This is a genomic window from Kitasatospora sp. NPDC048365 (assembly GCF_043200835.1).
GTDB lineage: Bacteria > Actinomycetota > Actinomycetes > Streptomycetales > Streptomycetaceae > Kitasatospora > Kitasatospora terrestris.
On the sequence record NZ_JBICYJ010000053.1, the window covers coordinates 16430 to 30723 of the forward strand.

Below are 14294 nucleotides of genomic sequence, written 5' to 3' on the forward strand. Positions count from 1 at the left end.
TCCGGTGCGCTCCGCGGGCGGAGCGGTGGATCGGGGCGAGGGCCGCGTCGGTGGGGATCAGAGCATGGTGCGGTAGGCGTCCCAGCCGGTGCCGAACTTCACCCGGGGGGCGAAGGTCGCGGTGCCGGCGTTGCCGGTCGAGGAGTAGCGGTACAGGACGCCGTTGGGGGTGCGGGCGAGGATGTCGCCCTTGCTGTCGCCGGTGATGTCACCCGGCGCGAGGAGCATGTCGTAGACGTCCCAGCCGCTGGCGATCTGCTCCCGGGCGGCGAACGGCGCGGTGGACACCCCCGTCCCCTTGAAGAGGAACAGGCGGCCGGAGGTGTCCCGGGCGAGCAGGTCGGCCCGGCCGTCGCCGGAGTAGTCGCCCGCGCCGACGAGCGTGTTGTAGGCGTTCCAGCCGCTGCTGACCTTGATGGGCGTGCCGAGCTTGGTGTAGACCGCCCCGTCACCGGGGTGCAGCCACAGGACTCCGGCCGCGTCGCGGCTGAGCAGGTCGCCCTTGCCGTCGCCGGTGAGGTCGCCGGGGCCGACCATCATGGTGTAGTTCCAGTTGGAGTTGATCTTCGTGCCGCGGATGTACAGGTCGCTGCCGATGTTCTGCACGTAGGCGGCGTGGTTGTGGCTGTTGAGCGCGGTGGCGTACGTGTTGCGGGAACCGGGCTCCTCGGGCCCGGCGTTGACCGGCGGGGTGAGGTAGGTCCCGTTCGCCAGGGCGTAGTACTTGACCAGCTTGCCATTGGTCTGGGTCATGAGGTTCTCGGCCTTGCCGTAGAGCTGGGTGGTGCCCGCCCCGACGATGAAGGTGTTGAACTCCCAGTCGCTGCCGAAGTACTGGGCCGCGCCGAAGTGCCCGCCGCCGGTCGACTTGAACGAGTACTCCACGCCGTCGCCGTCGCGGGCGAGCAGGTCGCCGAGGCCGTCGCCGTCGAGGTCGTCCGAGCCGGTGATCACGTTGTACGCGTTCCAGCCGGTGCCGACCTTGACCCGGGCCTTGAGCGGGGCGGTGGCACTGCCGGCCCCCTTGTGGAACCACAGCTCACCGTTCAGGGTGCGGGTGAGCACGTCGCCGATCCCGTCGCCGTCGACGTCGCTGGCGCCGACGATCTGGTCGTAGATCCCCCAGCCGGAAGCGACCTTGACCCGCGCGTCGAAGGGCTTGGTGAGCGTGCCCGTCCCCGGGTACAGCCACAGGTCACCGGCGAAGTCGCGGGCCAGCAGGTCCGGGTGGTGGTCTCCGGTGACGTCCCCGGTGGCGATGACGCGGTTGTACTTCTGCCAGCCGGTGCCCGACCACAGGGGCGCCGTCGTGGAGCTCACGCCGGCCCCGTAGAGCGTGAGGACGCCGTCGAAGGACAGGGACAGCAGTTCCGGATTGGTCGTGCCGCCCGCGTCGCCGATCGGCAGGATGTCCTTGAAGGACGCGTCCGGGTCGACCTTGGAGATCGTGTACTCGGCCCACATCTTGAGCGACGACAGGTAGACCGCCGTGGTCTGGTCGTACTCCATCACGATCAGGTCGCTCATGCCGTCGCCGTCGACGTCGTGCCGCGGCTTGGCCTTCGCCTCCGGCTGCTCGGACGGCTCGGACCGGTTGGGCAGGACGACGGTCGGGTACTTGCCGCCACCGGGCGGCGCGGCGTCGGGCTCCGACACCGGCGCGGAGTCGGACACGGGCAGCACGACGGCGGAGTCGCTCGCACGGTGCTGCGCGGCAGCCGTGCTCGGGGCGGTGGCGAGAGCGCCGACGGCCAGGGCGAGGACTCCCCCGGCGGCAGCGATCCTCAGGCGTCCACGGTGCGATGAGGTCAAGATCCCCCCTCAGGATCGAGTGGTGCGGACCCACCCGGGCGCCTCGTTGAGCGCAACCCGGGCCACGCGTCCCGTGCGTGACGGTCCGTCACTTCCTGTCCCGCACCGTAGGGACCGATCCTGTGAATTCCTTGTGGGACTGTTCCCGCTCCGGCAGGCACCCGAGCGGGAACAGCCCCACCGGGCTGTCACAGCAGGAAGGCGAGCCGCTCGTCCGCCATGCCGGGCGCGATCTCGACGACCTCCGCGGTGACGACGTCCTGGGCGACGAACGGGTCCTCGTCGACGCGCTTCTGCAGTTCCTCGCGCGAGGTGTCGTGGGCGAGGACGGCGCCGCCGAGGCCCGGCTGGATGCTGCCGACGAGCAGGAACACCCCGTCGTCCAGGCCGCGTTGGATCCACTGCTGGTGGCCGGCCATGTGCTCGCCGGCGGCGGACCTGTTGTCGGAGAACCGGAGCAGGACCACGAACATGCGATCTCTCATTTCTCGTAGGTGTGGAGCCAGTCGCGCATCCGGTCGACTTCGCGTTGGATGAACGCCTCGTCGCGGAAGGCGTTGGCCATGACGGCGACACCCTGGCTGAAGGCCAGGACGTGCATCGCCAGTTCGTCGGCCTGCTCGGCGTGCCCGAGGAGTGCGAACTGCTCGCGCAGCCAGGTGCGGAACAGGGTGAACAGGAGGCCGGCCCGCCCGAGCATGGCGTGCTCCAGCTTGGCCAGCTCGGTGGTGAGGGTGCCCACCGGGCAGCCGTGGTCCTGGATGTCGGCGCGGTTGGTCAGCACGATCTCGACGTACCGCATGATGCGGCCGGCCGGGGTCGGGGCCTCGGCCTCCCACTGCTCCAGCATTCGCCGGGTGGCGGCGAGGCGGACGTCGATCACCGCGTCCAGGATCGCGTCCTTGGATTTGAAGTGGTAGTAGAAGTTGCCCCGTGACAGCCCGACCGCTCCGGCGATGTCCGCGAACGACGTGTGCTCGTAGCCCTGCTGGTAGAAGAGCCGGTCGGCCGCCGCCACGATCTGCTCCCGGGTCGCCACTGCGGTCACGGTGATTCCCTCCGATGTCGTAGGACGCCTGACCCAGAACCTAGGTCAGGCGTCCTAGACCGTCAAGTGGTCGGCACCGCCGACGGGGTGACGGACGGCGCGTGACCCGGGGCGGGCTGCCTCGTTGGATGCGGTGTGGAAATTGATGAATTCTTCAACTGGCCTGCGGAAACGTTTCCCCTGCACCGTCCGCCGTTCTCTGCGCTGGTGGTGTCGTGAGCGGCGGACGCATTCCCCGTCAGCGCACCGCCGCGGGCGGCGTGGTGGACCGGATCGACACGGAGGTCGTCGTGGCGCCGGGCCTGACCGTGCCCGTCCCGGCCTGTCTGCGCTACGACCCGGCGGAGCCGTACGCGGTGCACCTGGACATGCAGGTGTACGCGGGTGCGCCGGTGCGGTGGACCTTCGCCCGGGACCTCCTCGCCACCGGCACGACCACCTGGGCCGGCGGGGGCGACGTGTCGGTCTTCCCCGACCCGGCCCCGGACGCGGAGCGTGACACGGTCTTCATCTCCCTGACCGGGGAGGAGAGCACCGCGGTGCTCCGGGTGCCGACCGCGGTCGTCCGGGCCTTCCTCGCGCGGAGCGAGCGCATCGTGCCGATCGGGGACGAGCACCACCACGTCGAAGTGGCCAACAACCTGCGGCCGTTGTTCGACGACCGGCCACCCTCGCGCCCGAGGTTCCACCGGCTCTGGCGCCGTCCCGAGGAGGACGCGGACGAGGGTGACTGAGCGAACCTCGGGGGGGGGGGGGGGGGGGGGGGGGGGGGGGGGCGCGGGGGGGGGGGGGGGCGGCGGGGGGGGGGGGGGGGGCCCCCCGCCGCCCCCCCCCCCCCCCCCCGGGGGTGAAGGGCGAGGTGGGGCGGCGGGTCGGGCGGTCCCGACTTCGCCGTCAAGCCGAGCCACTGCGGCCGGCGACTGCTCGGAAGCCAGCACGGCGAGCGCGCAGCCCGCCCGCAATTCCCGCCTTCGCAAGATCGACGGCGGAGCCTTCGGAACCACGAGAACCGTCTCACTCACGGAGCATGATCAGATCTTCCCCGGCCACCAACGGCAGGCCCTCGCTACGGCGGTCAGGGTCGTCGAAGCGCTGCAGAACCGATGCGCTTTGGCGCATGGCGCGAAGCGCTGCACAGTCGCAGCATGGACGCCCCGACCAGCGCACCTGCCGCAGGTGCAGGGCCCGTCCTCGCAGCCCGCCCGCTTGGCGTACACCCGGCCACCTGACCGCCGAGGGGCTCCGGGAGTCCTCCCGGGCTGTCAGCGTTCGGTCCGTCCCGGGTCAGCCGCACGCACACCCGCGAGGCACCCGTGCGGGTGGGGACGTCGGCGACGATCGCCGTGCGTGAGCCGTGCGTGAGCAGAGAAATCACGCTGCGACAGAAGGGTCCCGTGATGGCCTCGCCAAAATTGACCGTGCAGGAGATGGAACTGGTGCGGACGTGGATCGAGACCGCACCGGGCTGCGCGCTCGACCGCGACGATCTGTGGCGGGCACGACTCGCGGAGACCGAACGCGCCCGAATCCGCAAACTCGGCCCGAACATGTACGAGATCATCGGTCCCGCTCTGGCCACCGCGAAGGCCGAACGAGAGGTTCGGGAATCGGCCGTAGCCCCTGACAGCGCAGGCTGGTAAGCGCGCGACGCGGGCGCCTGGAGGGTGAACTGTCACCCCGCCGCTGTCGCGGCCGGGGTCTCCGCCGCCCGCTTCGGGGCGCGGCCGTGCTCGGTGTCCGCCATCGCCCGCCGCACCAGCGGCCGCAGCGCCCGGGACTGGAGCGCCCGCATCGCCAGCGCGTTGACCCGGATTCCGAGCGCCGACTTGGGTGCCACGGAGGCGATCCGGCCGGGCGGCAGCTGCTGGGCCGAGGCGACCCGCGGGCGCATCGCCTGCTCGAAGGCTGCCAGTGCGGCGGGCAGCCGGTCGAGGTCGGCCAGGACGCCGGCCTCGTCCAGCGCGGCGGCCAGTTCGGCCGCGCCGCGCAGCGCGAGCGCCGTGCCCAGGCCGCTGAGCGGGCTGGCGCACCAGGCGCTGTCGCCGAGGAGCACCACCCGGCCGTCGCGCCAACTCGCCATCCGCACCTGGTCGAACGTGTCCAACGCGAAGTCCTCCGCCTGCCGGGCGGCGGCCAGGAACTCCTTGGTGCGCCATCCGACGTCGGCGAAGGTCCGCTCCAGCAGCGCGAGGCGGGCCTCCCGGTCGTGTCGGGGCGGCAGGGAGTCGGCGGCGAAGGTCAGCCCGACCTCCTGCTCCCCCGCCCGCCCCGGCCGGGCCTCCACGCTCCGCCGGCCCGGCGCGTTGTGGATCAGGAACCAGCCGTCCAGCGCGGGCGTCCCCGGGCCCTCGGGGAGGGTGAACCAGGCGTGTGCCAACCCGAGCGGCTTGCGGTAGCGCTCCTCGGGGCCGAACCTCAGTGCGCGGACGCGCGAGTGCGCGCCGTCGGCGCCCACCACGAGGTCGAACTCCTCCACCGTGCCGCTGCGGAACCGCGCGAGAACACCGGTCGGGGTGTCCTCCAGGGCGTCGACGGTCTCGCCGAACCGGTGCGTGACTCCCGGACCGGCCGCTTTGTGGATGATCCGGGCGAGATCGGTCCGCAGGAGCTCCTCCTTCGACACCAGGCCGCCCCCGTCGAAAGCGGTCACCGGCATCTCGGCCAGCCGCCCCTCCCCCGCGTCGATCCACGCCGCCCCCGCCTGCGGGACCAGGCACTCCAACGCGGCCGGGAGCAGGCCGAGTCCGTCCAGGACCTCGCGGCAGTCGCCGCGCAGGTCGACGGTCTGCCCGCCGGTCCGCAGCGCCGGGGCGATCTCGGCGACGGTGACCGCCCAACCCGCCCGCTCCAGCATCAGCGCGAGGGTGTCCCCCGCGATCCCGCCACCCACCACCAGTACCCGTGCCATGACACCCTCCCGTTCGACTCGACCGCACTGACGCGAATCTTTCGCATTTAGCGTGCCACGCCGAACCCACCTAACGCAACAGATTCGCGATAAGCTGGAGCGGTGACGCAAGCATCGGGGACGTCCCGGCCCGGCGGCCGGACCGCCCGCACCAGAGAGGCCGTCCACGCGGCCACCCGCGAACTGCTGGCCGAATCCAGCGACGGCACCGTCGAGATCGCGGAGGTGGCAGCACGCTCCGGTGTCCACCCGGCCACCATCTACCGCCGCTGGCGGACCGCAGACGGCCTGGTCATCGACACCGTCGTGGAGGAGCTCGGCCGCCGCTCACCCATCCCTGCCACCGGCGACCTGCGGGCCGACCTGCACACCTGGACCAGCCAACTGCTCGCCGACGTGGCCGAGCCCGGGCACCTGGCCTTCTTCCGCGCCATGCTCCGCGCCGGGGAGCAGGGCGAGAGCAGCCTCGCCTTCGTCGAACCCCGAGTCCGCCAGCTCCAAGCCACCCTGGAAGCAAGCAGCACAACCGTGCTCACCTGGAGCGACATCGTCGAACTGATCCTCGCCCCGGTCTACGTACGCGCCCTGCTCGCCTTCCCGATGGATCCCGCAACCGACGCCGACCGCCTCGTCGACAACATCATGGCGATCCGCACGGCCCGGGAGCAGGCCCAGCAGCCCTGACAGGCCCGCCTGCCGACGCTGCTGACGGTCGAACCGGACACCGGCCCCGCCCCGGTCAGCGGCCGTCGCGGAGGTTGGGGAACAGGTGACCGAACATCTCGTGGAGCATCGCGAGGCCCTCGCCCCCGGTGAGATCGGCGTCGGGCGCGATGTCGGGCACGGACTGCCCGAGCTCGCGGCCGAGGCCCAGGAAGGCGAAGAACAGGGATCTGGGCAGGCCGCACAGCGGCCGGTCCGGTGGGAGCACGGCCTCGGTGAACGCCGGGACCGGCCGAGGGTGGACCTCGGGCCAGTCCGCGGGGTCGCGCGGGGTCCGCAGCGACAGGGCGGCCCCGAGGTCGGGGGCCGTGGCCTCCCGCCCGGAGAACGGCGCGCCGAGCGACCAGCGCTCGCGCAGCGCGCGGATGAGCGAGGTGCTGTGGTGGAGGTCGGTGACGACCGTCTGTCCCGGGGCCCATGCGGAGACGGCGACGGCGGGGACGCGGATGCCGAGGCGGTCGAAGCGGAATCCGTACTGGCCTGCGGGTGCGGCCCCCTCGGGGGGCGCCGCCGACGGGGGCGGGACGTGGTCGTAGGTGCCGCCGGCCTCGTCGAAGGTGACCAGGAACAGGGTGTTGTAGGCGTTCGACCCGGTGGGCGAGGCGGAGGTGCGGACGGCGTCGTAGAGCTGAGCGAGCAGGGCCTCGCCGCCGAGCAGCGAGGACGGGGTGTCCAGGCTCAGGCCCGGGAAGAGGGCGCCCTCGGGCGGGTGCATGTCGTTGTGGCCGTAGATCAGGGCGGGCTCGACGAACGAGTAGGTGGGCAGTGTCCCGTTCGCCGCGTCCTCCAGGAACCGGTCGGTGCTGTGGAAGTGGTCGAACCGATCGCGCAGCCGGGCGGCGTGGATGATTCCGGTGAACGGCAGCCGCGCGGGCGGGCTGCAGTACACCCGCCAGGTCAGCCCGTTGGCGTCCAGCCGGTCGAACACGGTCTCGGCGGTGTTGTGCACCGGGAAGGAGTCGATCGGGGACATGTTGACGACGTAGCCCGAGGCGGTGCCCGCGTGGAAGAAGGACCGGTTGGTGAAGGTCTGCGAGGGGACCTCGCAGAACCAGTGGTCGAAGGTGGTGAACCCGCGGGCCAGGGCCGACAGGACGGGCATCTGTGCGGGCGTGTAGCCGGTCATGATCTGCGCGTACTCGTCGTACGTCGGCCGGCGCCCCGTCTCGGCGGTGAAGGCGCTGATGTAGTCGGTGACGAAGCCGTCCATGGTGGGTACGCGGCCCGCCTCGGCGGGTGCGTTGTAGGGCGGGAGCATCCGCTCGGCGAGGACCCCCCGGTTGTCCGGCGGGTCGATGGTGCCGAAGAGTTGGGTGTTGAGGTGCTGGTACTCCTCGCCCGGGTCCGGGTTCGGGGTGTCCATGGTCGGTGCCACGGCGTACGGCACCGGTCCGCGGTCCGCGCCGTCCTCGGCCCACGACGGGACCGGGTTGGCGAGGTCCTTGCCGATGACGCCTTCGAAGCTCGGCACCTCGCCCGGCTCGTACAGCCGCCCCAGCAGGTTGTCGAACGACCGGTTCTCGAACATGACCACGACCACGTGGTCCAGCGCCTGGCTCCGATCAAGTACAGACATCGCGCGGAACTCCTCACCCCCGAGGAGGCCGGTCCCGTCCGCCGGCGCCCCGGGCACGTCCCCGCCACGGCGCAGCCGTCCGCGAGCGGAGACTGCCGACCGCGGCATCACCTCAACCCAGCACACACCCGCCCGATGATCCGGGCAACGCGGCACGGGACGGGGCCGCTCCGCGCGGGCTTTCCGCCCGGTCGGCGAGCCGCTCAGTAGCGCACGGAGACGCCAGGCATGCCGCACAACCCACCCGCCCCACCGAGGTCACGGCGGACGGATGTCCACGCCGAGCGGCAAGGCAAAAACGCGAACCGTCCGAACAGCCCCGGTCAGGAGTCCTCTTCTCCGGGCGAGCGGGGAGGTCGGCGCCGCCCGTAGAGGTGGACGCTGCCCGAGCCCACGGGAAGCGGGGGGAACCGCCACGCCGAAGTCTCCTCTCCGGGCAGATGGGACAGGCTGTGGGCCCGTATCCTGCCGGCTCACCAGTTGGAGGGCGGGAGGGGCTCGACAGGGTCGGCGGGGCGGGCGACACACCAGCGCTCTCCCGCCAGGAGGACCCAGCGCACGGATCCGTGGTCACTCCGCATCCTGGCGAGGCGGACGGCGAGCCACTCCTGGCGTCCTGGTACCGGAAGGCCGAGATCACGGGCCAGCCGATTGTCCTTGGGCCGGTGGCCCAGAACGACGATGCCCTCGGAAGCAAGTTGAGGGCGGACCTCCCGAATCCGGCGAATCGGCTCAGGGCGCCGCACGACGGCCTCGATCGTCCGAAGGTCGATCGGTCGGCCCTGGATGGAGCGGAACAGGGCTGTGACCCGGGCATGGGCGGACTGGCCGGACATGATGTCCGCCATCAGATCGTCCGAGAGTCCGCACAGGGCACTGACAGGCAGCTCGGCCTTGCGGTGCAGCCAATGGATCGCCGCGACGCCTGTGGCATTCAGGCGGCGCTTGCCGACGTTGTTGCCGTACGGGACCAGATGATCAGGAGTGGCGAGCACCACCCCCATGCTCCAGTGCCGGTCCTCCTCGTTGAGGTTCACCAGGAGGCAGATCTGGTGCTGGTGCATCGCCTTCGCCGAAAAAGCCCAGCTCGCGTGTGTGCTGAAGCAGTAGCGGACCGGGCAGCCGGCGACAAGGAAGTGGGCGGGCTCGCCGTCGGGCAGACCGAACTCGTGCTGGATGAGGTTGGCGGTGATCGCATGCAGCGAGGTCCGCTCCAGCACCGAGGCCTGCGCGAGCCGGAAGCGGCCGGTGTGGACCGCGTCGATCACTCTGTCCATGGCTGCCACCAGAACGGAGGTCATTCGTTGGCCGTTCGGGTCCAGGCGTTCGAGTTCGCGGACCACGGCCTGGGCATCGGCATCGGCATCGGCGCCGACCGTGCGGGCACCGGTTGCGGAAGAGTCCGACGCGAACCGCGGAGGCATCTCACCGTCGAAGGTGTCCTCGCGGGCCTCCCACCGCGCGTCCTCCTCGTCCTCCTCTTCCTCCGCGGCCTCCAGCTGGCGCTCCAGTACGGCGCAGCGCTCCTCCGCGGCCACGGCTCGTCGCTCGGCCCCGGCGAGTTCTTCCTTCAGCTTGTCGAGGAGGTTTCGGAGGCGGTCGCGTTCGGAGCGCAGGTCCTCGTAGTCGGCCGACCGGAGGGCCAGTTCCGCCCTTGCCGTGAGGCGGTCGGCCGCCGATGACCGTTCGAGGGCCCGGAGCTGGACATCCTGCTCCTCGACCTTGGTGTGCGCGGCCTTGACCATGTCGCGGAGCAGGCGTGTCTCCTGGTGGAGGAGCTCGCGGTGCCGTTCCGCCTCTGCCAGGTCGTCCTTCAGGTCTTGGATGTCGGCGCTGGTGGGGCTCGTGGCGCGCAGCGCCTCGCGCTGCAGCCGGCGCACCAGGGTGCGTGCGTCGGTGGTGAGTTCGACGCCGAGGTGGCGATCGCCGTCGGCGATCAGGCGTTCGACGAACTCGGCCGGCGCGACCAGGACACCGCTGAAATAGCGGGAAACTGTGGAACGGTCCCAGTTGACGTGTCTGGCGTAGGTGCTGAGAGAGGTTCCGACCCTCTGGGCGAGAGTGCGGAGCTCGATCGCGAGGGCGTAGCTCTCCGGGGTGAGGCTGTCGGGGTCGAGGTCCTTCTGGAAGATCATGGTGCGTGTGCCGCGTGGCGGCAGCCACTGGCCGTCGGCGAGGTCGATCTCGGTGTCGTCCTGGTTCCCCATCTACTCCCCGCCGCTCGGTGGACCGCTGTGTTGCGGGGAGCGTGCAACGGTGTGCGCGTGCAGCAACGCGTTCCCCTTGGCGAGGATCGGTATGACACACCGCCAGTGAATCCTCGGAGGGAAACTCTATGCCGCGCCATCAGTCGTCGACACGGTCCCTGGTCCGCACCGCCGTCGGGGCGGGGGCCGTAGGGACGGCCGGCGCGGCCGCGCTGGCCGGTGCGCCGTGGTGGGCGATCGTCGTGGGCGAGGCCGTGGCCGCCGTGCTGGGGGCCCTCCACGTGGTGTTCCCGCAGGAATCAGCAGACCGACTGGAGTGGTGGCGGCTGAAATGGTCACGCACGTCGGAGATGCACGAGTCCCGACGCGATGGTGGCCTGCGCGGGTCTGCCCCGGGCCGTCGGCGCAGAACTCGATGACAGGGCGGGCCGGACGAACGCGCCGCCCGTCGAACCGGCTTGAGGCAGACCGGGCCTCCGCCGTCACCCGGGCCGTGGTGACGTCCAGCATCAGAAGGAGCAGCGGCGCCAGGTCCACCCGGTGCGCCCGGACAGCGAGCGGGAGTCCGCCGAGCTTCACGTCGGTGGCGATGGTCGTGAACATCTCCTCCTCCCTGCGCGCGGGGAGGAGGCCGTCGCGCAGCTGGGCGAGTCCTTGTGGTGCGGCGGAAACCCCGCCTGCGTGGCTTGCCGCACGCCTGGGGCGGGCCACTACAGGCGCAGCAGGAGGTCGGTGAGGGTGGCGGGTTGGGAGAAGAAGGGGTGGTGGCCGGACGCTCCCGCAGTCCCCGCAGGTCCATGTCCGGACCGACAGGGGCTTGAGTCCGTCCTTGGTCCCGCAGGCCGAGCAGACCTGAGAAGTGGGCTCGAACCGTCCGATCGGGTGGAGCCGGGGCCGTGTCAGTAGAGCGCCGCAAGGAGGTCCCGCGCGTTCCCGCTCAGGACCGGTGCGTTGGCCGGGCCGTTGGACTGGGTGCCGCAGAGTTGGATCGGGGTGGTTCCCGTGCCGGTGACGGTGAGGTTGGAGAGCGTGCAGCCGGAGAGCAGCCAGCGGGTGCCGAGCAGGTCGGTGCCCCGGAGGTCGGTGTACCAGAGCGTGTTGCCGGTGAAGGTCGGGGGCAGCACACCGCTGACGACGATTCCGCTGCCGGGGTCCTGGGGCGTGCCGCCGACGGGGAAGGCCGCGTTCTGGTTCCAGAGCTGTTTCGCGCCGCCGTTGGAGTGGTTGAAGGTGTTGCCGACCAGCGAGCCGTGGGCCCAGTTGTCGCTGGTCAGGGCACCGTGGGGGCTGGTCCGGTTGAAGGCGTAGTAGGCGCCGTGGCAGCCGACGACGGTGTTGCCGTGGACGGTCCAGTTGCCGGAGGAGTTCCAGATCGCCAGGCGGCAGTAGGTGAAGCTGTTCCCGTTCAGCGTCGAGTACTCGCTGCGGTCGGCCGTCGACACGCCGATGTAGCACTGGTGGAAGGCGTTGCCGCGGAGCTTGACCCGGTAGGCGAAGTAGTCGTCGAGGGCTGAGCCGGTGACGACGATCCCGGCGCCTCGCCAGTGGGTGAAGTCGCAGTCGTCCACCCGCACGTTGGTGCTGCGGCTGATGGTCAGGGCGACGTGGGTGGCGACCTCGGCGGTGCCGATGGGAGCGGTCGGCTGTCCGAGGAACGTGATGCTCGAGAGCCTGACGTCGCTGCGGCCGGCCACCCGCAGGGCGCCGAAGCCGGTTCCGGTGACGGTCACGGTCGCGCCGTTGCCCTGGATCAGGCAGCCGTCGGGGAGATCCACGGATGCGGGCAGGGTGTAGGTCGCGCCCGGCGTCAACTGGACCTGCGGGTGCGCGGCCAGGGTGGTGGCCCAGTCGTCGCCGGGCTGCAGGACGGGCAGTCCTTCGGCGGCGGTCGCCGCGGCGGCCGGCTGCGCGCGGGAGAGGGCCCCGACGGCCCCGGCGGCGCCGAGGCCCGCGAGGGCGAGCCGTCTGGTCAGGTGTCCGTCGTGTGGACGCGTCATGTCGGCCCTTCGGTGGGTGCGGTGCGGGCGCAGAGGTCGGGAGAGCGGCTGCGCAGGGAGTGGAGTTCTCGGCCCCGGTACGAGATCGGGTCCGGCGAGCAGCAGCGGCGGCCAGGAGGGGCGGCTCTCGGACGGGTGCCGGGGCGGGGCCGCCGGGCAGGTTGCCGGCGGCCCCGGGGGTGGAGCGGTGGGTCAGGCGGTCTCGACCCAGTCGAGGGTGAAGGCGGTGAAGACGATGCCGCCGGTCGCGCCGATCTCGTACAGGTCGCCGATGGTGCCGTTGTTCAGCACCGCGGTGGTGGAGTAGCCGCTGCCGCCGGCGGCGAGCAGGACCTCGTGGGGCCAGCTGGCGCCGTCGTCGCGGCTGACCCGGACGGTGAGGTCGGTGCGGGAGGTGGCGGCGACGTTGCTGTGGACGGCGACGCTGCTCAGCAGCGGGTTGTGGGCGGCGTCGACGTCGGTGGGCTTGAGGTAGGAGATCTCGTCGCCGTTGCAGCCGGGGTCGAGCAGGCCGGAGTTCCAGGCGGTGCCGTACGGGGAGGCGACGTCGGCGGCGCCGGTGTCGGAGGCGGTGGCGTACCAGCGGTTCCCGCCGGCGTTGGAGCGCATGTTCTGCACGACCTTGCCGGTGCCGCGCTGGATCGCCTTGTTCTCGTTGACCCCGGTGGCCGCGGAGGCTCCGGCGTGCCAGGTGGTGCCGTGGTCGTCGGAGTAGATGTCGGCGGCGTGGTCGCCGGCGGAGTCGTGGTAGACGATCGGCTGGACCAGGCGGCCGGAGGCGAGCTGGATGCCGTGGCCGGAGGAGGCGAACATGCCGGCCCAGGCGGGGTTGCGCACCTGCGGGTTGAGGTCGACCGCGGCGCTCCAGGTGGCGCCGTCGTCGTCCGAGGTGACGTACCGGATGTGGGCGTTGGTGGTGTTGGTGGCGGTGGTGTCGCCGGCGACGGAGCCGTAGTAGCCGGCGCCGACCTTGGGCGCGTAGGTGAAGAAGCAGTAGATCCGGCCGGTGGTGCGGTCCACCAGGAGGCTGGGGTCGCCGTAGCCCTCGGTGGTGGTCGGGGGGTGCGCGATGATCCGCGGGGCGCCGAAGGTGGCGCCGCCGTCGGTGCTGCGGACCATGGCGATCTGGATGTTGTTGGTGCCGCCGCCGAGGTCCTGGGCGCCGTCGATGCGGGCGTCCATGGTGGCGACGACGGTGCCGGAGTTGGCGACGGCGAGCGCGGGGATGCGCACCGACTTGGCGGTGGTGGTGGTCTCGGCGTACGTGCCGTCGGCGTTGCGGGTGTTGACGCCGCTGATCGGGGTGGTGGTGGTCAGGACGGTCTGGGCGTTCATGCCGGGGGTGCCCGCGGCCGTGCCGCAGGTGGCGGTGCCGGAATCGCTGTGGCTCCAGGTCCCGGCGGTGGTGGTGAAGCTGTACGGGGTGCCGTTGGCCACGGTCCAGTAGAGCGAGGAGTCGCCGGACATCGCGGGGACGGTGACCGTCCACGGGCCGTACGGCCGGCCGGGCCAGGCCACGGTGAAGGTCTGCGCGACGGCGGAGCGGTTGTCCAGGGTGACCCGCAGCCGGTGGGTCGCGGGCAGCGAACCGTCGGCGTTGCGCGGGCAGTCGAGGCTGACCAGCGCGTGCAGGGCGGACCCGCAGTCGAGGGTGCCGGTGACGGTGTTGTCGTAGCCCTGCGGCGTCGTGGTGCGGAAGGTGTAGGCGGTGCCGGACGGCTTGGTGAAGTAGAAGTGGCCGCTGTCGTGGGCCGCGACCGTGGCCGTCCAGGTGCCCTGGCCCGGCCAGCTGAGGGTGAAGGTGGTCGGAGTCGCGGTGTCGTTGACGACCGTCTCCTGGATGCGGCCGCCGGAGGCGCAGTCCTGGCTGACCACGGCCGACTGGCCGCCGGCCGCGGCCGCGGCGCCCTGGCCGGCCAGCGGCAGGGCTGCCCCGGCGAGGGCGCTCGCGGCGACGAGGGCGGCAACGCGGGGGCGCCGGGACGATCGGGATCTACGGAGGAATGCCATGGGGGTTCACATT

Annotated in this window: 11 protein-coding genes; 3 read left to right on the forward strand and 8 right to left on the reverse strand. The window is 71.6% G+C overall.

What is annotated here, in order from left to right:
- Positions 1–57 precede the first annotated feature (57 nt).
- The 3 genes from ACGFX4_RS35570 to ACGFX4_RS35580 all read right to left on the reverse strand — a co-directional run bounded on the left by ACGFX4_RS35570 (position 58) and on the right by ACGFX4_RS35580 (position 2860).
- Positions 58–1812, reverse strand: a complete 1755-nt coding sequence (locus ACGFX4_RS35570; protein WP_393083752.1) for an FG-GAP repeat domain-containing protein — start codon at positions 1810–1812, stop codon at positions 58–60.
- 188 nt (positions 1813–2000) lie between these two features.
- Positions 2001–2285, reverse strand: a complete 285-nt coding sequence (locus ACGFX4_RS35575) for a YciI family protein (RefSeq protein WP_393083755.1) — start codon at positions 2283–2285, stop codon at positions 2001–2003.
- Positions 2286–2293: 8 nt separating this feature from the next.
- Positions 2294–2860 (reverse strand): TetR/AcrR family transcriptional regulator, encoded by a 567-nt coding sequence (locus tag ACGFX4_RS35580; RefSeq protein ID WP_393083758.1) that lies wholly within the window; start codon positions 2858–2860, stop codon positions 2294–2296.
- A 215-nt stretch (positions 2861–3075) separates the two neighbouring features.
- Between ACGFX4_RS35580 and ACGFX4_RS35585 the strand changes: the two genes are divergently transcribed.
- A complete protein-coding gene (locus ACGFX4_RS35585; RefSeq protein WP_393083761.1) occupies positions 3076–3594 on the forward strand; it encodes an SsgA family sporulation/cell division regulator in 519 nt (172 codons plus the stop codon).
- 624 nt (positions 3595–4218) lie between these two features.
- Positions 4219–4500: a hypothetical protein gene (locus tag ACGFX4_RS35590; protein WP_393083764.1), complete on the forward strand. Its 282-nt coding sequence runs from the start codon at positions 4219–4221 to the stop codon at positions 4498–4500.
- A gap of 32 nt (positions 4501–4532) precedes the next feature.
- Here the strand turns inward: ACGFX4_RS35590 and ACGFX4_RS35595 are convergent, their stop codons facing one another.
- Positions 4533–5768: an FAD-dependent monooxygenase gene (locus ACGFX4_RS35595; protein WP_393083767.1), complete on the reverse strand. Its 1236-nt coding sequence runs from the start codon at positions 5766–5768 to the stop codon at positions 4533–4535.
- A 102-nt stretch (positions 5769–5870) separates the two neighbouring features.
- Here ACGFX4_RS35595 and ACGFX4_RS35600 point away from each other — a divergent pair, with 102 nt between their 5' ends.
- Positions 5871–6452 (forward strand): TetR/AcrR family transcriptional regulator, encoded by a 582-nt coding sequence (locus tag ACGFX4_RS35600; protein ID WP_393083770.1) that lies wholly within the window; start codon positions 5871–5873, stop codon positions 6450–6452.
- Positions 6453–6507: 55 nt separating this feature from the next.
- On the opposite strand, the gene ACGFX4_RS35605 is transcribed toward ACGFX4_RS35600, so the two are convergent.
- The 4 genes from ACGFX4_RS35605 to ACGFX4_RS35620 all read right to left on the reverse strand — a co-directional run bounded on the left by ACGFX4_RS35605 (position 6508) and on the right by ACGFX4_RS35620 (position 14281).
- Positions 6508–8067, reverse strand: coding sequence for an alkaline phosphatase family protein (locus ACGFX4_RS35605; protein WP_393083773.1), 1560 nt, complete (start codon positions 8065–8067; stop codon positions 6508–6510).
- 473 nt (positions 8068–8540) lie between these two features.
- Positions 8541–10274 carry a NaeI family type II restriction endonuclease gene (locus ACGFX4_RS35610; protein ID WP_393083776.1) on the reverse strand — a complete coding sequence of 578 codons (1734 nt, stop codon included), beginning with the start codon at positions 10272–10274 and terminating at the stop codon, positions 8541–8543.
- A gap of 899 nt (positions 10275–11173) precedes the next feature.
- Positions 11174–12271 carry a right-handed parallel beta-helix repeat-containing protein gene (locus tag ACGFX4_RS35615; RefSeq protein WP_393083779.1) on the reverse strand — a complete coding sequence of 366 codons (1098 nt, stop codon included), beginning with the start codon at positions 12269–12271 and terminating at the stop codon, positions 11174–11176.
- Between the two features lie 192 nt (positions 12272–12463).
- Positions 12464–14281 (reverse strand): exo-alpha-sialidase, encoded by a 1818-nt coding sequence (locus ACGFX4_RS35620; protein WP_393083781.1) that lies wholly within the window; start codon positions 14279–14281, stop codon positions 12464–12466.
- Between the last annotated feature and the right edge of the window lie 13 nt (positions 14282–14294).